Source organism: Kushneria phyllosphaerae (assembly GCF_900312995.1).
In the GTDB taxonomy this organism is placed as follows: domain Bacteria; phylum Pseudomonadota; class Gammaproteobacteria; order Pseudomonadales; family Halomonadaceae; genus Kushneria; species Kushneria phyllosphaerae.
On record NZ_ONZI01000002.1, the window covers coordinates 65,581 to 83,380 of the forward strand.

A 17,800-nucleotide genomic window follows, 5' to 3' on the forward strand; every position below is an offset into this window, starting at 1 on the left:
TCACTTGATGTGGCCGGGGGTTTTTAATGCACACGTGCAAGAAAATGCCCTATTTGATCACCACGACCACCAGCAGCACCACCATCAGAGCCGCGGCAATGCCCTGCCACAGGCGCAGTGACTTCTGCCGCGACGGCGTCTCCGACGTTTTATCAGGCGAGAGGGAAGATACGTCATCGTCCTCATCGTCGGTAAACGTTGTGGCATAGCGCAATGCCTGAATCAGCTCGGACAGGCGTCTGAAGCGCAGTGCTCGACGCGCAGACAATGCGCGCTGCAGGGCGTCATCCAGCGCCGCCGGCACCTGAGGATTGATATCACGAGCGCGGCGATAGGTGAGCGTCGACAGCGCCTGTTCATTTTTCAACGTATTGGGGGCCACGGCATAAGGCATGGCGCTGGTCAGCAGCCAATAGATGGTCGAGGCGAGCGAGTACTGGTCGCTGCGGCGACTGACGCCCAGCCCCAGGGCATATTCCGGGGCGCTGTGCATGCCAAGGCGGCCATCGCGCGCCAGCGCCAGGGCAGCATTGTTGTCGTCATCAAGTCGGCGCGCGCAGGCGCCAAAATCAATCAGTACCACCTGATCATGCTCATCGATCATGATGTTTTCAGGACGAATGGCCTGATGAAGAATGTCACGCCGATGCAGGGCATGTACGGCGCGAGCAAGCTGACGTGCAATATCAAGACGCTGCTCGATACCGGCTTCGGGATGCTGTTCAAGCCAGTGATCCAGCGGCTGCCCCTCGACGGGTCGCATCAAATAGTAGAGATGACGTCGAGGGCGCGGAGGCGTGACGATGCGCACCACAAAGGGAGAGCGCACCCGTTCGCCAATCCACTGCTGGAGCAGAAAATGCTCCAGGTACGGATTTCTCGATGACATCTCGGGGCTGGGGACCTTCATCACCATTCGTCGCAGCGAAGCCTCATCCCTGACCGCATAAACGTGCGCGCGCGACGTTTTCGAGATAATCGATTCGATCAGAAATCCATCAATACGATCTCCTGCCTCAAGCTCGGCCGGAATCGGCAGCTGTCCGGGAAGCTGCTCGGGCAGGCCTGCGTCTTCACTGGGCAGTCCTTCCACCCGGACCAGCTGAAAGCAGAAAGCATCGGCACCATAGCCGCGGGCCCCGGCACGCTCGCGCGCCATGCCGGCCAGGCGTTCGCAGGCTGCATCAAGATCGTTATCCTGCTGGCGAATGGCGTGCACGTAGTCCGTGGGCGTAAGCGTGCCGCGTACGGCCTGAGAGGTAAAAAGAAACACATCTCCGATCTTGAGCGGCAGGCTCATGTGATCGATATCAATGTTATTGTCCATGCCCAGCGCCCGGGAGGGATAGCGATACCCGCCCAGATCCGTGACATGATCGCGTGAAAGCTGTTCGAACTCGGCACCACGCAGGCGAAAAACGAGGGTATCGCCCATATGAAACAGAAAACTTTCCCGGCCACGGAAGACAATGGCGGACAGTGAGCTGATATAACTGCCGCCCTGGACGTAGCGGCTCTGGCTGTAACACCAGCCGTTGAGTGCCCGCAGCACTCGTGTTGCCGACGTCTTGATGTCCCAGTGATCAGGTGTGGAATAGTAATCGGCCAGAAAGCCACGTACCGAAATATCGCCGGCCTGGCGGGCGATGGCGTTACGCCAGGTAGAATCCGCGATGATCGCACAGGCCCCCTTGATCTCGAGCTGACGAGGGTTACCGGGGATCTGGACCGACATCGATGAACGATGACGACGTTGATCAGGCGCCACGAACGCATGTCCGAAACTTAAAGACAGGCCATTTTGCACGTCACTGGCATCCTTTTTACGAGGCAACGGATTTGTCGTATTGTGCGGATCGGGAGCTGCCGATCAACCGGATTGGTAATCGTCCTGCCTGGTTCGTATAATTTTCCACGATTTTCACTCTCGAATTTTCAACCCGCAAACGCAAGGACTCGATCGATGAGTTTCGACAAGATCCCCGCCGGCAAGGATGTTCCCCACGATCTGTTCGTGGCGATTGAAATTCCTGCCAACCATACGCCGATCAAGTATGAAATCGACAAGGATCTCGACGCGCTGCTGGTCGATCGCTTCATGCCGACTCCGATGTTCTACCCGGCCAACTACGGCTTCATCCCCAACACGCTGGCCGATGACGGGGACCCGCTGGACGCCCTGGTGGTCACGCCCTACCCGGTACAGCCTGGCTGTGTCATTCGTGCACGCCCGGTGGGCATCCTGCACATGACCGATGAAGCCGGCGAGGATGCCAAGCTCATCTGCGTACCGCACCAGAAGCTTTCTGCAGCCTACGACGATGTCGAGGAAGTTACTGACCTGCCCGAGCTGCTGCGCCAGCAGATTGCGCACTTCTTCGAGAACTACAAGGATCTCGAAAAGGGCAAGTGGGTCAAGATCGACACCTGGGGCGACAAGGCAGCTGCCATCAAGGCCATCGAAAAATCCATCGATGCCTATCAGAAGGACAACCACTGATCACCAGCACGATCGGTTGGCTTCTGAAAGACTGATTGGCGAACCCCTTCGCTGAAAAAATGTCTTCATACCTGCATGTCGCGGCGCCGTTGCGCCGCGACATGTTTTATTCAGGCACTGCTTTCTTTCACTCTCGGCATTTTGATATGCCAGCGCTGCGGAGTTCATGATGTCGCGCGCCCTGTTTTTTTTAATTGTTACCCTGCTGGGGGCCATGCTGTCAGGCACAGCGCCGGCCAGTAATTTCTTTTCCTCATCCAATGATGATGCTGCCGTCGAAGGCGCCAGTCATGTGGACAGCGCCACGACCTCTGCACCGCCCTGGAAGGCATCATCCGATGATGCTTCCGGCAACGGCGACTTCCTGCCGGTCGATCAGGCATTTACCTACAGAGCATGGCGTGAAGGCAATACGATCAAGGTGGGATTTGATAGTGCCGAGACCTACTATCTCTATCGCCACCGTTTTGATCTGCAGAGTGAGCAGGCAGACATTGCGCTGAGCGCACCCGACATTCCACACGGCGAGCCCATTCATGATGAGTTTCTGGGAGATGTTGAGGTCTTTCATCACCCACTGGTGATCACGGCGACGCTGAAAGACCCGCTGCCTGACAATGCGTCGGTGCCGATTCGCATCAGTTTTCAGGGCTGCGCCGAGGCCGGACTTTGCTACTCCCCCGAGACACGTCATCTTGAGGCAGCGCCCGGCACCACGCCCGAGCGCTTTATCGGCGCGCGGATGCCCAACGATCCACCCCCTGTCACCGACACGGCGCCCTCTGATCAAAAGCCCAACTCTGATCAAGGTCGCAGGACAGAGGTGTCAACGCTGCCCGGCCAGTCCAGCCTTGTGATCATGATGGGCGTTTTCCTGCTCGCAGGGCTGGGGCTTTCCTTTACCCCCTGCGTCCTGCCGATGCTCCCCATCGTGACGACCTTGGTGGTTGGCCAGAACGCCAACAAGAGCCGCGCTCTGATGCTGTCAGCGGCCTACGTGGCGGGCATGTCGCTGACCTATGCTGCGCTGGGCACATTGATGGGAGTTTTCGGCGCCAGCCTCAATCTGCAGGCACGGCTGCAGTCACCATGGGTGCTGATCCCCTTTGCCGCCCTGTTCATCCTGTTCGCCCTGTGGCTGCTGGATGTCTGGCAACTTCCCACCGGTGGCCGTCTTCAACAGCGCATCAGCGCCTGGCAGGACCGGCTCCGCCAGGCCGGTCTGCCGGGGGCTGCGCTGGCAGGCGCGCTCTCGACCCTGATCGTCTCTCCATGCATTTCTGCGCCCCTGGCCGGCGTTCTGGTCTATCTCTCGGCGGGAGCAGACCCACTGGCCGGCATGCTGGCCCTATTGGCCCTTGGCATTGGCATGGGCATTCCCCTGATGCTGGTCGCCACGCTCGGCGCCGGATGGCTGCCGCGCAGCGGCCCCTGGATGGAGAGCATTCGACGGCTGTTTGCCGTAGCGCTGGCAGGCGTTGCCCTGTGGCTGCTTGACCGTCTGGTGCCTTCAACGCTGTCGCTTGCGCTGTGGGGCAGTCTGGCCGTACTGACAGGTGCGGGAATGGGAGGACTGTCACGCACTAAATCAGCGCTATGGCCGCGTCTTCGCCAGGCACTGGCCCTGATGGTTCTACTCTGGGGTGGGCTGTGTCTGATCGGGGCTTCCATGGGCCATGATGATCCGTGGATGCCACTGGCAGGTCAGCGTGCCACATCAGACAGCAGTGACGCAGCCGCCCCTGACATGACCACCGTGACGACCCGTCAGGCGTTCGACCGTGTCATCAGTGATGCTGATAAACCGGTCATGATTGACGTCTATGCTGACTGGTGTATCAGCTGTCGGCATTTTGAACGCGACGTGCTGTGGGACCCGGAGATACGCCGGCAGCTGCAGGCATTTACCCTGATCCGTCTGGACGTCACGGATAACGGTCCGGAAGCGCGCGCGCTGCTCAAGCGCTATCACCTTTTTGGTCCGCCGGCGCTGCTGTTTTTCAGCAAGGGGCAGGAAATGCGCGCCCAGCGCACGCAGGGTGAAATCAGCCACCAGCAAATGCGCCATCTGCTCAAGCAGGTCGCAGAAAACGGCTGACCGGATTTCGCCCGTATCATCGGGCGACTTTCTGGACACCGTTAGCTTTTTTCGGCAAACTTCTCCAATACATTTGCGGCGACGTGATCGTCTGAGATCATGTCGCTATCTTGCCGGTTGACCTTCAGGTTAACCATGAGGTGTTCGAAGGCACATTCGCTGCCTGACAACAGAGTTTACTTTCCGGGTCCTGTGCCAGACGAGACCCGATCGATCAACAGGTATTGCCATGGACATTCGCAAGGTCAAGAAGCTCATCGAGCTGCTGGAAGAATCCAACATCAGCGAAATCGAGATTCAGGAAGGCGAGGAGTCCGTCCGCATCAGTCGCAATCTGCCCGGCCAGCAGGGCCAGATGATGATGCCTCAGGCACCGATGGGCTATTACCCCCAGCAGCCGCAGCAGGCTGCTCCCGGCAGCACACCGGTTGCCACCGAAGAGGTCGCTCCTGCCGCACCCAGCGGTCACCAAGTACTCTCGCCCATGGTGGGCACTTTCTATCGCTCACCGGCACCCGGTGCCAAGTCGTTCGTCGAGATCGGCCAGAGCGTCAAAAAGGGTGACACCATCTGCATCGTTGAAGCCATGAAGATGATGAACCAGATCGAAGCGGACAAGGACGGCGTGATCAATGCCGTGCTTGTTGAAGATGGTGAGCCGGTCGAATTTGACCAGCCCATGATCATCATTGCCTGACAGGATTTTCAGCATGCTGGAAAAGGTACTGATCGCCAATCGCGGCGAAATCGCACTACGTATACTGCGCGCCTGCAAGGAACTCGGTATCAAGACGGTGGCGGTGCATTCAAAGGCTGACCGTGATCTGATTCATGTGCGCCTTGCCGATGAAGCCGTGTGCATTGGCCCTGCCCCCTCCCCGGCGTCCTATCTCAACATCCCGGCGCTGATTTCAGCTGCCGAGGTGACTGATGCGACGGCGATTCATCCGGGTTATGGCTTTTTGTCCGAGAACGCCAATTTCGCCGAACAGGTCGAACGCTCGGGGTTTGTCTTTGTCGGCCCCACAGCGGATGTCATTCGCCTGATGGGGGACAAGGTCTCGGCCATCGAGTCCATGAAAAAGGCTGGCGTACCCACGGTTCCGGGTTCCGATGGCCCGCTGCCCGATGACGATGCCGAAATTCTTGAAATCGGACGTCGCATCGGCTTCCCGGTCATGATCAAGGCCGCAGCCGGCGGCGGCGGTCGCGGCATGCGCGTGGTTCGAGAAGAGTCCCAGCTGGTCTCGGCCGTAGCGGTGACGAAATCGGAGGCCAATGCCGCCTTCGGCAGTGATGTCGTCTACATGGAGAAATATCTCGAGCGTCCTCGACATGTCGAAGTTCAGGTACTCGCCGATGGTCAGGGCAATGCCATTCACCTCTATGACCGCGACTGTTCGCTGCAGCGTCGCCATCAGAAGGTGCTTGAAGAGGCTCCCGCACCGCATATCGATGAAACAGCGCGTGCCAAAGTGCTCAAGGCCTGTGTTGATGCATGCATCGAGATCGGCTATCGCGGCGCCGGCACCTTCGAGTTCCTGTACGAAAACGGCGAGTTTTTCTTCATCGAGATGAACACCCGTGTTCAGGTGGAGCACCCGGTCACCGAGATGGTCACCGGCGTCGACATCGTCAAGGAACAGCTCAAGATTGCCTCCGGCATTCCCCTGTCGATTCGACAGGAAGACGTGGTCATCAACGGGCACGCCTTTGAGTGTCGCATCAATGCCGAGGATTCGCGCACCTTCATGCCCTCGCCCGGCAAGATCACGTTCTATCATGCCCCGGGCGGTCTGGGTGTGCGCATGGATTCGCACCTTTATACCGGCTATACAGTGCCTCCCAATTACGACTCCCTGATCGGCAAGCTGATCACCTGGGGTGAAAACCGTGAAAGCGCACTGACACGCATGCAAAATGCGCTGGACGAGCTGTTGGTAGAAGGCATCAAGACCAATACCGATCTGCAAAAGGATCTGGTCCGCGATAGCGAATTCCAGCGCGGCGGGGTCAATATCCACTATCTGGAAAAGAAACTGGGCCTGCACTAAAGCCTACGGATAGCGACGATACCCATCAGGGGGCGATTGCATCGCCCCCTGATGCTTTTAGACAGTCATGACTGTCTCTCACCCATCCTACAGGAAGCATTATGGCCTGGCTTCAACTCAAGGCGCACATCGCGCCGGAACACGCCGAACTGCTCGAAGAGCTTCTGACCGACGAGGGTGCTCAGGCCATTACGCTTGAAGACGCCGTCGACGACCCGGTATTTGAGCCCGAACGCGGCACCACCCCGCTGTGGAATCAGACCGTTTTGACCGGGCTTTATGACGACCTCGAAGGCGTCAGCGACATGATCGCAAGGGTGCGCGAGCACTGGGCAAGCGTTGCCAGTGATGAGCCCTGCCCCGAGATCGAGTACGAAGTGCTTGAAGATCGCGACTGGAGTCGTGAATGGATGGACGGCTTTGAACCCATGAAAATGGGCCAGCGCCTGTGGATCGTACCCAGCTGGTTTGATCCGCCGGAGAGCGACGCGGTCAATCTGATGCTCGACCCGGGCCTGGCCTTTGGCACTGGCACTCACCCGACCACGGCGCTGTGCCTGCAGTGGCTGGACGAGCTGGCCGTGGCCGGTGAGCTTGAACAAAAGCGCCTGATCGACATCGGCTGTGGCTCGGGCATCCTGGCCATCGCAGCACTCAAGCTCGGCGCAGCCCACGCCGTAGGCACCGATATTGACCCGCAGGCCCTGCTGGCCAGCCGGGACAATGCCGGGCGCAATGAGATCGCTGAACAGGATTTTGATCTCTACCTGCCCGAACAGGCCCCGGACGACCGCTTTGAAGTTGTGGTCGCCAACATTCTGGCCGGGCCGCTGGTAGAACTTGCCCCCATGATTGCCGGATATGTCGTGGCAGGCGGACGCCTGGCGCTCTCGGGCATTCTGTCGCACCAGGCCAACGATATTGTTGAGGCCTATCGCGACCAGGGGCTTCACATCAACGAGCCCCGCGAGCGCGAGGGCTGGGTTTGTGTGGAAGGCTATCGCCCGCGTGAGGCCGGCTAAAGCCCGTTCTTTCGGCGAAGCAACGCGACCTGGCCCTTCAAGATCGGCGCTCAGGTCGCTATCATGTCTCTCCCTTTTTCGGATAAAGCTTTCAATGGTTAGCGGACTGCCCTGTATCGGCCCTCACCGGCTGGCCGGGCGCGTTATTCTTGCGCCCATGGCGGGAATCACCGATCGCCCCTTTCGCCAGCTGTGCAGGACGCTGGGCGCAGGACTGGTGGTTTCCGAGATGGTGACGGCCGACAAGCGACTGTGGCACACGCCCAAGTCACGCCTGCGACTGGACCACAGCGGCGAGCCCGGCCCGCGTTCGGTCCAGATTGCCGGCGGCGATGCCGACATGCTGGCAGACGCCGCCCGCGTCAATGCCGATAACGGTGCTGAAATCATCGACATCAACATGGGCTGCCCGGCCAAGAAGGTCTGCAACAAGGCAGCGGGTTCTGCCCTGATGCGCGATGAAGCCCTGGTCGGCGATATTCTTGAGCGCGTGGTCAGCGCCGTGGACATTCCCGTCACGCTCAAGATTCGTACCGGCTGGTGCGATCAGACCCGTAATGCCCTGGCAATCGCGCGCATGGCCGAGAACGCCGGCATTGCAGCACTGAGCGTTCATGGCCGTACCCGCGAGCAGCGCTACCAGGGGCAGGCCGAGTACGACACCATCGCCCGGATCAAATCCGAGCTTTCCATACCGGTGTTTGCCAATGGCGATATCGACGGGCCCGAAAAGGCCCGTCAGGTGCTGGACTATACCGGTGCCGATGCCGTCATGGTCGGCCGTGCGGCACAGGGCAATCCCTGGATCTTTCGCGAGATCGAGCACTATCTTGAAAGCGGCAATCTTCTGCCACCACCGACTGCCGTTGAGCGCGCCGACGTCATGACCGGCCATCTGGAAGCCCTTTATGCGTTTTATGGCGAGCACATGGGCGTGCGCATCGCGCGCAAGCATATCGGGTGGTACCTCGCCTGCGCAGAGCATGGCGAACACTGGCGTCGCGAGTTCAATACCCTTGAAGACTGCGATGAACAGCAGCGCTACCTGAAAGCGCTTTTCGCCGAAAATTCTCCGTTCGCCCATATAGATGGAACGCGTGCCGCATGACTAGTCATCCACTGTCTGATCACCCGGGTGAAACCCCCATTCAGCTTCACCAGCATCCGTCACAGTCACGGACGCTGCGCGAGGCGGTTGACCAGGCCATGTCGCTTTATTTTTCCCATCTTGATGGTGAAAACGTAACCGACCTTTACAACATGGTCATGGCCGAAGTCGAAGCCCCGCTTCTGCGCTCAGTCATGAGCCATACCCGCGGCAACCAGACCCAGGCCTCACAGATGCTGGGACTCAATCGCGGAACGCTGCGCAAGAAGCTCAAACAGTACGATTTGATCTGAGCCTGATGCGCTGTTTGCGCATGACACGCTTAACTGCCCGCCACGGAAACCTCATGACTCATCAAGACGAGACTGCAATGTCCAACGCCTGCCTGCCGATCCGCCGTGTATTGATCAGTGTCTCCAACAAGGAAGGCATTGTGGACTTCGCCCGACGCCTTGCAGCACTTGGCGTCGAGATCCTGTCTACCGGCGGTACATGGCGCCTTCTCAATGAGCAGGGCGTTGCTGTCACCGAGGTGTCCGAACATACCGGGTTCCCCGAAATCATGGATGGTCGGGTCAAGACCCTTCACCCACGCATCCACGGTGGCATTCTGGGCCGTCGCGGTCAGGATGATGCCGTCATGGCAGAGCATGACATTGCCCCGATCGACATGGTGGTGGTCAACCTCTACCCCTTCGAGGAGACCGTGGCTGACCCTGCGTGCACGCTGGAACGCGCCATCGAAAATATCGATATCGGCGGTCCCACCATGGTGCGTGCCTGCGCCAAGAACCACGCCTATACCACCATCGTGGTCGACCCGGCCGACTACACTCGCGTGCTGCAATCCCTGGAAGGCTCAGAAGGCGGCACCGATGGCGCCCTGCGCTTTGATCTGGCCGTCAAGGCCTTTGAACATACCGCCGGGTACGATGCCGCCATCGCAAGCTATCTGGGGGGCATCGTTGAAACCGGTGATGCCGGAACCCCTGCTCTGCCTCGTACCTGGTCGACCCAGTTCCACAAGCGTCAACAGATGCGCTACGGCGAAAATCCGCACCAGCAGGCGGCCTTTTATACCGAACGCGAGCCGGCCCCGGGCAGTATTGCCAGCGCCGTTCAGCTCCAAGGCAAGGAACTGTCCTATAACAACGTGGCGGACACCGACGCCGCACTGGAATGCGTCAAGAATTTTGACGCGCCCGCCTGTGTCATCGTCAAGCATGCCAATCCCTGTGGCGTCGGCATCAGTCGTGACGGTCAGTTGAAAAGCGCCTATGAACTGGCTTTCGCTACCGATGGCGAATCCGCCTTTGGCGGCATCATTGCCTTTAACCGCGAACTCGATGGTGAGACGGCTGCCGCCATCGTCGAGCGTCAATTTGTTGAAGTCATCATTGCCCCCTCCATCAGCGACGCTGCACGCCAGACGGTGGCCGACAAGAAAAACGTGCGTCTGCTGGAGTGCGGCGCATGGCCTGACAACGCTGGCGAAAGCTTTGACTACAAGCGCGTCACCGGTGGCCTGCTTGTGCAGTCACGTGATGATGGCATGGTCACTGAACAGGAACTTCGCGCGGTGACGCAGCGCGCACCGTCGTCTGAAGAGCTTGAAGATCTGCTGTTTGCCTGGAAGGTTGCCAAGTTCGTCAAGTCCAACGCCATTGTCTATGCCCGCAACGGCCAGACCGTGGGTGTGGGTGCCGGGCAGATGAGCCGGGTCAACTCTGCACGCATAGCCGGCATCAAGGCAGAGCACGCGGGTCTTGAGGTCAAGGGCAGCGTCATGGCATCGGATGCCTTCTTCCCGTTTCGTGACGGCATAGATAACGCCGCGGCAGCCGGCATTACGGCGGTAATTCAGCCGGGGGGGTCCATGCGCGATGAGGAAGTCATCAAGGCCGCCGATGAGGCCGGCATGGCGATGGTCTTTACCGGTATGCGCCATTTCCGGCATTAAATACCCCGCTTCAGCCGACGTTTAAAAGGGGCCGCCATCATGAGATGGCGGCCCCTTTTTTATATCCTGTTGTGACGATCCGAGCGTTAAACCTGCTTAAAAAAAATCTTCTGACGACATTGAACTTAATCCGAATGGCACAGTGTTATTGCGTTCTTGCGAGTAATAATGCGTAGCCCGGGCAGTGTCGGCAGCAATGACCTGCGATGGCAAAAAAATTAAAAAAATTGTCCGGAGTAAACCCGCATGTGGAAGGTACTGTCTCTCAAGGGATTGACCATCAAGAAGATAACCCTCGCCGTCGCAATTACTATTGTGACCACCGCCGGCACCTACGGATACGCCAGCGAGCAGAGCTGGTGGTTCACACCCGCACAGGGCAGCATGTGCTCCTGAGCCTCGAATACCGAAAACCCCGCCATGGCGGGGTTTTTTAATGGCTTGGATCATCGCTGGGACCAACCGGATCATTCGATGGTCATGCACAGATACTTCGTTTCCATGTACTCCTCCAGGCCATAGCGTGATCCTTCACGACCGAGCCCGGATTCCTTCATGCCGCCAAATGGCGCCGCTGCGTTGGACACCAACCCTTCGTTGACGCCCACGATGCCGTATTCCAGCGCTTCGCCCACGCGCCAGATACGCCCGGCATCACGCGTATAGAAATAAGCGGCCAGACCAAACTCGGTATCGTTGGCCATGCTGATCGCCTGCGCCTCGTCATCAAAGGGAAAAACGGCTGCCAGGGGCCCAAAGGTTTCTTCAAAGGCCACTTTCATCGAGGCATCAGCGCCATTAATGAGCGTAGGCTGATAGAAACGCCCGCCCAGCGTATGCTGATGGCCGCCGATCATGAGCTCTCCGCCCTTTTCGATGGCATCCTGAACATGCTCATGCACCTTGTTAACGGCGCTTTCATCAATCATGGGGCCAATGTTGACGCCCTCTTCCATGCCGTTACCCACGACCAGATCGCCGTTCATCGCGGCTGCCAGCTTTTCGCAGAAAGCATTGATGACGCCCGACTGCACCAGAAAGCGATTGGTACAGATGCAGGTCTGCCCTGCATTACGAAACTTCGACGCCATCGCACCGGCCACTGCCGCATCAAGGTCGGCGTCATCAAACACAATAAAGGGGGCATTGCCACCCAGTTCCAGCGACACCTTCTGAATGTGGGTCGAGGCTTGGGACATCAGCTGACGGCCAACTTCCGTGGAGCCGGTAAAGGTAATCTTGCGTACCAGCGTTGATTCGGTCATGGCCTTGCCAATGTCGCTGGCGCTGCCCGGCAACACGTTGAACACCCCACGCGGCACACCGGCACGCTCGGCCAGTACCGCCAGCGCAGTTGCCGACAGCGGCGTCTGTCCGGCCGGCTTGATCACGATCGGACAGCCCGCCGCCAGCGCGGCCGCCGCCTTGCGAGTAATCATGGAGGAAGGAAAGTTCCAGGGCGTAATGGCACCGACCACACCCACCGGCTGCTTGAGCACCATGATGCGCTGGTTGGGCTTTGCCCCTGGAATGGTATCGCCATAGACACGCCGTGCCTCTTCGGCAAACCAGCGCATGAAGCTGGCCGCGTAGACGATTTCCCCTTCGGCCTCGGCCACGGGCTTGCCCTGTTCGAGCGTCATGATGCGGCCGAGATCGCGCTTGTGCTCGATCATCAGCTCATACCAGCGATAGAGAATATCAGCCCGCTCAATGGCCGTTCGGCGGCGCCAGTCCGGAAGTGCAGCATGAGCTGCCTTGATGGCGCGCTGCGCCTCAACGGCGCCCAGCCGGGGTACTCGGGCGATGATTTCGCCCGTAGCAGGATTGTCGACCTCGATCTGTTCGCCGCTATCGGCCGCTACCCAGTTGCCGTCAATGTAGGCAAAGGGTCTGAAAAGGCTTTTGTCGTTCAACGTATCCATGTCGTTCTCCTGTCAGCTTGAAGTCCCTGAAGCATTCGGGATAGGCCCAAGCATAGGACATGCCACTGAACAGGAGAACCGTTACCCCGGGTCAGAAGACCGATGGTGGCAGCATCATGAAGATCAGTTGTGGACGAGAGTCAGAAACTCCTGACGTGTCGACAGGTTTTCACGAAAATCCCCCAGCATGACCGAAGTCTTCATGCTGGAATTCTGTTTCTGGACACCGCGCATCATCATGCACATGTGACGCGCCTCGACAATGACCCCAACGCCGCGCGCATCAGTAGCATCCAGTACGGCATTGGCAATCTGGCGCGTCAGCTCTTCCTGAATCTGCAGGCGGCGGGCATACATGTCCACGATTCGTGCAAACTTGGAAAGCCCCAGCACCTTGCCGCGCGGGAGATAGCCGATATGACACTTGCCGATAAAGGGCAGCATGTGATGTTCGCACATCGAATAGAGTTCGATGTCCTTCACGATGACCATCTCATCGGTATCCGATGAAAACACGGCGTCGTTGACAATATCGCCAAGACTTTGCTGATAGCCATGCGTCAGGTACTGCATCGCCTTGGCAGCCCGTGCCGGCGTGTCCTGAAGTCCTTCGCGCTCCGGGTCTTCACCCAGCGCCGAAAGGATCTCGCGATAGTGGTTTTCCATCTCCTGACTCATGTTTCTTTCCTGCGTTTCGGGTATATCCAGCGCCTGATAAGGGCACCGTGGCATGGTTCAATTCCGGTCAGGCCGGAAGTCGAGCCGGCAATGCATCACGCCAGCCAGCGGGGTGATGACAGCGCGACACGTTGCTGTTCGAGGGTTCTGATATGCTGATCCCAGTAATGCTCACTGGCAAGCCACGGAAAGGCCCGGGGAAAGGCCGGGTCGCTCCAGCGCTCCACCAGCCAGGCACTATATCGCACCAGGCGAAGTGTTCGTAGCTGTTCAATCCATTCAAGCTGACGCCTGTCCAGCGGGCAGTGTTCTTCATACCCTTCTATCAGTTCTGCCAGCTGCGACTTCCATGACGGCTCATCCTCTCCGGTCAACAGCATCCAGAGATCCTGAACCGCAGGGGCCATGACACAGTCGTCGAAATCCACCAGCGTGAAATGACTCTCCCGTCCCAGCATATTGCCCAGATGGCAATCGCCTTGAACGCGCTGAAAGGCATTATCCGGCCAGGCCTTTTCAGGCAGCATGTCCAGCAGCGCCTGACTGATCCGCTCATGGGCACGACGCTGACGCGCCGTAAGCCACTGGCTGGCCCGAATGCTTTCAAAACTTTCCTGCGCAATGGTGTGCGGCCGCAGGATAGATCGATGAATAAAGGGCTTGCGCCGCGCAACGGCGTGCATTTGCCCGATCATGCCGCCCAGGGCAAAAAGATGCTCGGGGTTATCCAGCTCGGGCGCCTGCCCCGGCACAAAATAAAAGATGGCAAGGCGAAAGCCGTCATGATGATGCAGTGTATCGCCCAGGTCATTGCGCCAGAGCCGATTGACCGGACACCCCGCCGCATGCAGCTCATCGACAAAGGCATGCTCCTCCAGAATGGCGGCATCCTCAAGACGATCGGGGCGGTAGAACTTGACGATAAAGCGCTGATTTTGATCATCGCGCCATAAAAAGACCCGATTCTCGTAGCTGTTGAGGGCAAAGGGCTCGCCTTCGGTACAAAAGCCCTGCGCCTCTATGGCGGCAACAATGCGCGCCGGGTCGAGCTGTTCAAAGGGATGCGCCACCATTAACCACCTCCACATACAGAAGGCGCCATGCTATCAGATTGCGTGTCCGGCCGGGGTACGGGCAAGCGCGGCGGCGGTCACATGGGCAGCCCCCTGTTCTCGACAGGCACTGGAAAGCGCCTCGAGCGTGGCACCTGTGGTCATGACGTCATCAAGCAGCAATACCTGTGCCGGCAGTGGTGAGGTCACCTGATAAACGCGGCGCACGTTACGCTTACGCGCCGGTCGCGATAGCCCTCTTTGGGTTGGCGTCAGGCGACGTCGCGTCGCCTGGTACAGGGGCAGATCCAGTGCGCGGGCCATTCGTTTGCCCAGCCACAGGGTTTGATCAAACCCGCGCTTGCGTGCACGCCCGGGGTGAAGATCCGCCGTCACGATGGCCTGCACGTGGCAAGGACCCTGATGCGACCTGAATGCTTGCACCATGAGTTGCAGAAGAATCTGACCGGCCCGCCGGTCAGCATTGAATTTGAAGCGCTGGATCAGGCTTGCGATGTTGTCTTCATAAAGAAAGGGCACCCAGCTCCGGTCAAAGTCAGGCCGCTGTTTCAGACAGTGCCCGCATGGCATGTCAGCCAACACCGATGAGGGTCGTGGCTCGCTGCACAAGGGACAGGCGCTGGTATGCCATGGCAATTCGATGAAGCAGCGCTCACACCAGGGTTTGTCACCTAGCGTACCGCCCAGACAGAAACAGCAGTGACCAGGCATTGCCCAGGCCAGGGTGCGATTCAGCCACTCAACCAGCCGACGCCCCATTATTGGTAATGAATTGACTGTCCTCATCCTGATGCCATGCCTTTTGATCGTATTAGAAGGCTATCGGCAGACAGGAAGCGTCCTGAACGCATTGACCAATGACATCTTCAGCAAGTTTCAAGCGCCGTTAACACCCGGTAAAAGCCCATTGGCCCAGATGTTGAGGGTGCCGCAGAGATCGCCTTCATCAGTTGCCATGCTTTCCTTTAGGCAATAAAAAACCCGGCACCATGGCCGGGCAAGGAAAATCATCAATCGCTATCAGAGTGACGCTGATAACGCTTGGCTCATTACCATCTGATCGTTATCCTGCTCGAACTCAACCTGAACGGCTGATGCAGCATTCATCGATTGAGAAGTGCTGGCAAGCGCATCTGTCATGGCCGGGCTGTGGCTATGATAGCCATAAGGAGATGCGTGATTGACGTCAGCACTGGTAACGCTTGAATGAGCCTGGCGATTCAGCGGCTGATGGATGTTCTCGTATGTCTCGGCCATGGCCACGCTATGACCATTGGATGCAGAAGGCAGGCCTTTCAACTCTGTGCGATGCGGGACACCAGAAGTATCGAGAGACTGACTGGTATTGGCATCGGTTTGCGCCATGGCGGTGCTCTGACCGTTTGTCATGGGGGTAACCTGAGATGAAGCCATGGCCGTGCCGGTCGTGGTGGCAATCACTAACGCTGAAATGATGGAAACCAGTGAAGTACGCATAATAAACTCCTTTATATCTTCCTGATGAAAGAAAAACGGAGCTTCTCGCTGTGTATAAAGCGAAACATTTCGTTTTTCTCTCTGTGTGGGAAGCATTATGCGACTTAGGTCGAAAACCATAAATGCACGAAACGACACAAGCTTGTTGTCAAATATGCACCAATCACATGGTAATCCCTGTTGCAGAGATTATAAAAAAGCAGCTAATCACATGAATGAACTGAAATAAATTCATCACCCCACTGGCTGTGTTTCCTCTTCGCCTAACCTCTCCGTCCATTCACCTTCTTTTGCTGAAATACCTGCCTTCCATGTCACGCTGAAATTCCATCATCGTCATGTCATTGACTCACAACAATATACCCAGGTGCGCATGAGCAATGCCTGAGTGCTTTGACGGGTATTTATAAGGCTGGGAGCGTTATCTGAAGGGCAAGGCGCGCAGCACCTGATGATGAAAATCCTTTACTGGACATCGCTGCCCCATTTACTGCCAATTACTGGCGATAGTGACATGGTTTAAGCAACGGGTATCAAAACGACATTCGTTATCAGGTATCACGGGGGCAGGAAGAGTGAATGCGTGCATTCACGAACGCAAGGATACGCCAGCATCAAGGATGATAAGCGAAGAGGGCATATTTGCAGATCGTGGAGGAACAACTAGAAGTCGTAGAGAAACTACCGGGAGGTGCCCGTCGATCAGGATGACGAAGCGGTACATGTATCTGGCGCCGCACTGAGTGAGGCAGAAATAGCTGTCGATTACTGATCATTCAATGGTGCGGAAGGAGAGACTCGAACTCTCACGCCTTACGGCACTGGAACCTAAATCCAGCGTGTCTACCAATTCCACCACTCCCGCGAGTGCGGCGTATTGTACGCATTGCACCGTGGCAGTCAATCAGCAGAAGCATACGCATGTCCGTTTCGTGAATTGCGGACAAAGAAAAGCCCCTCTACAAGGAGGGGCAAAGAAACCCAGAAGGATGTCTTGCACTATCTCTGACTACGGTAGTCGGAATTGGTTCCACACTTTCTGAATTAATCACGAAAATCGTGTCCGCAGTATCACGGCACTGATCGTAACCACCGCCATAGCCGGATATTCAAAACATTAGACCAGCCTTAATTTAAGGCTCTACTCGCCTATTTGCCAATACAGGCAGGCCTGTACAGGCCACTACATTGTGCTAGAGTCTGCGCCGCATTGAAGACAAGGAATGCCTTCGAGCGCAGACATCACGTATTGCCATCCATACCGACAAGGGAAATGTCATGAATCCGACCGGCTCTCGCAGTGGTCCGCGTTGCCCAGAATGTAATATCACGCTTTCCTGGCCCGGGCGCACGCCGGACCACCATGAACTACGATGCCCTAATGGGCATTACATCTGCACCATGCAGGAATTTCGTCAGGCCGCCTTTGATCTTGCCATGGCCGAGGAGTATCAGCTTCACCGTACCGGCATGGCGCGCAAGGCAGGTTAGCGCCATCGACCAGGGCATGTCCGACAACAGGAGCATCATCATGCGACATTATCGCGCTGGTCTTCTTTCATTGTCTGCCGGTCTGTTACTGGCCATGATCACGACACAGGGCATGGCAGCTTCACAGGAGCGCGCCGGAAGCGAGGCGCAGCAACGCTTTGAGCGCGCTCAGCAACATTCCCGCATCCAGTCCGGTAAAGCTCGCGTCAATCGTCAAAAATCCAGTCTGCGCAACCAGCAGACCATGTCTGGCAATGAGCGTCCCCTGCAACAGCAGCAACTGCGGCAATCACAGCGTGAACTGCAGGTAGACAAGCGTCGTTATCAGCAGCGCAGCACTACTTCCGCCACTGGCGCTTCCAGCACAACAGACAATGACCGTGATGGCGGTGTTCGCTGATACACTATCATGAAC

General features: G+C 57.7%; 16 protein-coding genes and 1 tRNA gene. 10 read left to right on the forward strand and 7 right to left on the reverse strand.

All coding sequences use genetic code 11. The annotated features are described in order from the left end of the window. Nucleotides 1-49 precede the first annotated feature (49 nt). The gene (locus KSP9073_RS06170) at nt 50-1,735 is read right to left on the reverse strand and encodes a bifunctional protein-serine/threonine kinase/phosphatase (RefSeq protein WP_108842116.1); all 1,686 of its coding nucleotides are present in this window, start codon (nt 1,733-1,735) and stop codon (nt 50-52) included. Between the two features lie 228 nt (nt 1,736-1,963). On the opposite strand from KSP9073_RS06170, the gene ppa reads away from it, so the two are divergent. The 9 genes from ppa (at nt 1,964) to KSP9073_RS17610 (ending at nt 11,138) form a co-directional block, all read left to right on the forward strand. After that, nucleotides 1,964-2,500 (forward strand): inorganic diphosphatase, encoded by a 537-nt coding sequence (gene ppa / locus KSP9073_RS06175; protein ID WP_108842117.1) that lies wholly within the window; start codon nt 1,964-1,966, stop codon nt 2,498-2,500. 166 nt (nt 2,501-2,666) lie between these two features. Further along, complete coding sequence (dsbD, locus tag KSP9073_RS06180) at nt 2,667-4,598, forward strand: protein-disulfide reductase DsbD (protein WP_108842118.1); 1,932 nt, start codon at nt 2,667-2,669, stop codon at nt 4,596-4,598. Between the two features lie 229 nt (nt 4,599-4,827). Then, a complete protein-coding gene (gene accB / locus KSP9073_RS06185) occupies nt 4,828-5,295 on the forward strand; it encodes an acetyl-CoA carboxylase biotin carboxyl carrier protein (RefSeq protein ID WP_108842119.1) in 468 nt (155 codons plus the stop codon). Nucleotides 5,296-5,308: 13 nt separating this feature from the next. Then, nucleotides 5,309-6,652: an acetyl-CoA carboxylase biotin carboxylase subunit gene (gene accC, locus KSP9073_RS06190; RefSeq protein WP_108842120.1), complete on the forward strand. Its 1,344-nt coding sequence runs from the start codon at nt 5,309-5,311 to the stop codon at nt 6,650-6,652. A gap of 101 nt (nt 6,653-6,753) precedes the next feature. After that, nucleotides 6,754-7,674, forward strand: coding sequence for a 50S ribosomal protein L11 methyltransferase (gene prmA / locus KSP9073_RS06195; RefSeq protein WP_108842121.1), 921 nt, complete (start codon nt 6,754-6,756; stop codon nt 7,672-7,674). Between the two features lie 94 nt (nt 7,675-7,768). Further along, nucleotides 7,769-8,782: a tRNA dihydrouridine synthase DusB gene (gene dusB, locus KSP9073_RS06200; RefSeq protein WP_108842122.1), complete on the forward strand. Its 1,014-nt coding sequence runs from the start codon at nt 7,769-7,771 to the stop codon at nt 8,780-8,782. Further along, nucleotides 8,779-9,075: a DNA-binding transcriptional regulator Fis gene (gene fis, locus KSP9073_RS06205; protein ID WP_243409142.1), complete on the forward strand. Its 297-nt coding sequence runs from the start codon at nt 8,779-8,781 to the stop codon at nt 9,073-9,075. The genes dusB and fis overlap by 4 nt, the downstream gene beginning before the upstream one ends. Nucleotides 9,076-9,128: 53 nt before the next feature. Next, nucleotides 9,129-10,742, forward strand: a complete 1,614-nt coding sequence (gene purH / locus KSP9073_RS06210) for a bifunctional phosphoribosylaminoimidazolecarboxamide formyltransferase/IMP cyclohydrolase (RefSeq protein WP_439330943.1) — start codon at nt 9,129-9,131, stop codon at nt 10,740-10,742. 246 nt (nt 10,743-10,988) lie between these two features. Beyond that, a complete protein-coding gene (locus KSP9073_RS17610) occupies nt 10,989-11,138 on the forward strand; it encodes a hypothetical protein (protein ID WP_165814180.1) in 150 nt (49 codons plus the stop codon). A 71-nt stretch (nt 11,139-11,209) separates the two neighbouring features. On the opposite strand, the gene KSP9073_RS06215 is transcribed toward KSP9073_RS17610, so the two are convergent. From KSP9073_RS06215 to KSP9073_RS06240, 6 genes are all read right to left on the reverse strand, one after another. Then, on the reverse strand, nt 11,210-12,667 hold the full coding sequence (locus KSP9073_RS06215) for an NAD-dependent succinate-semialdehyde dehydrogenase (RefSeq protein ID WP_108842124.1): 1,458 nt from the start codon (nt 12,665-12,667) through the stop codon (nt 11,210-11,212). Nucleotides 12,668-12,790: 123 nt separating this feature from the next. Next, nucleotides 12,791-13,345, reverse strand: coding sequence for a GTP cyclohydrolase I FolE (gene folE, locus KSP9073_RS06220; protein ID WP_207771434.1), 555 nt, complete (start codon nt 13,343-13,345; stop codon nt 12,791-12,793). Nucleotides 13,346-13,440: 95 nt separating this feature from the next. Then, a complete protein-coding gene (locus tag KSP9073_RS06225) occupies nt 13,441-14,433 on the reverse strand; it encodes a serine/threonine protein kinase (RefSeq protein WP_243409143.1) in 993 nt (330 codons plus the stop codon). Nucleotides 14,434-14,451: 18 nt separating this feature from the next. Then, nucleotides 14,452-14,937 carry a ComF family protein gene (locus KSP9073_RS06230; RefSeq protein ID WP_243409144.1) on the reverse strand — a complete coding sequence of 162 codons (486 nt, stop codon included), beginning with the start codon at nt 14,935-14,937 and terminating at the stop codon, nt 14,452-14,454. Between the two features lie 501 nt (nt 14,938-15,438). Beyond that, a complete protein-coding gene (locus KSP9073_RS06235) occupies nt 15,439-15,894 on the reverse strand; it encodes a hypothetical protein (protein WP_108842126.1) in 456 nt (151 codons plus the stop codon). A gap of 780 nt (nt 15,895-16,674) precedes the next feature. Continuing rightward, nucleotides 16,675-16,759, reverse strand: a tRNA-Leu gene (locus KSP9073_RS06240). A 666-nt stretch (nt 16,760-17,425) separates the two neighbouring features. Here KSP9073_RS06240 and KSP9073_RS06245 point away from each other — a divergent pair. Next, on the forward strand, nt 17,426-17,785 hold the full coding sequence (locus KSP9073_RS06245) for a hypothetical protein (RefSeq protein WP_108842127.1): 360 nt from the start codon (nt 17,426-17,428) through the stop codon (nt 17,783-17,785). Nucleotides 17,786-17,800 lie beyond the last annotated feature (15 nt).